This is a genomic window from Vibrio sp. 1562, assembly GCF_033340155.1.
Taxonomy (GTDB): Bacteria; Pseudomonadota; Gammaproteobacteria; order Enterobacterales; family Vibrionaceae; genus Vibrio; species Vibrio alginolyticus.
Genome location: NZ_JAWOVY010000138.1, coordinates 1 through 981, shown reverse-complemented (window position 1 = coordinate 981; position 981 = coordinate 1). Strand labels below are relative to the sequence as shown.

1 pseudogene is annotated in these 981 nt (G+C 46.1%); it reads right to left on the bottom strand.

From position 1 onward, the window contains the following. Positions 1-538, bottom strand: a pseudogene (locus R7Z49_RS23735) (IS21 family transposase); the annotation flags it as partial. Positions 539-981: the final 443 nt, after the last annotated feature.

The following is a 981-nucleotide window of genomic DNA, read 5'->3' as shown; positions in this document are numbered from 1 at the left end:
CATAGGTGTAATTGGACGCTCCTAAGGTCGCCACGAACACTTCTGCTTCGCGCACTTCACCTGTATCAGGGTTGACCACTTGAAGCCGAGGCCCACAGTAATCGATAAACAGCTTATCACCTGCAACATGGAGCTGACGCATACTGCGCTTTTGGGTTTTGAACCAGCGAGTGAAGTGCTCACAGAACTGAGTGTAAGCGTAAGCTTGCTCTTGATATTGCTCATGATATTCCTGCCAGAGCAGCATCTTCGTCATGCCTTTACGTCTGAGTTCGACTGCGTATTGAGTGAAGTCTGGCATGACTTTATCGCGACTGGCTTTCTTGCTGTGATACAGCGCTTGCGTGAGATCAGCATCGCTGCAACTTTCGGGTAGAGGCCAGCCAAGTTGGCTTTGTTTAAAGCGAGTCAGGAGTTCCGATATGGTGGACGGGCCGAGTTTCAAGCAAGAAGCGATACCACGATTGGAGAGACCGCAGTCGTACTTAAGGCGTAATACCTCTTTGATTTTGTTCATTGGAGTTCTCTTTTTGGCCATTGTCGCTTCCTTACGTTCTTGTTTAAGAAGTAAAGAATAGCGAGCTATTGATTTAAAAGAGAAAAAGGAAGGATTTCGGGCATTCCGATCGGGGTTTTCGCTATTCCGATCACCGATTTCGGAGTTAGGCTAAAAGTGATCGGATAATCGCGGAATCAGTGATCGGTTTAAACCGAAATGGGTGATCGGATAATCCCGAAATGACTGATCGGAATGCTCCGAAATATGCACAAACAATTCTCAATGGCAACGTATAGATCCTCAACACACACAAAGAGGAAAATATATGCACACCTTAGTAAACAAACCATTTGATAGATTACTAACCGTCAAAGAAGTATCAGCAATCATGGGACGCTCCCCTAAGACGCTCTGGCGCTGGTGGAAAGTAGAAAAACGATTCCCTGTACCAATCAAGTCAAGAAATCGTGCTCTAGGCTGGA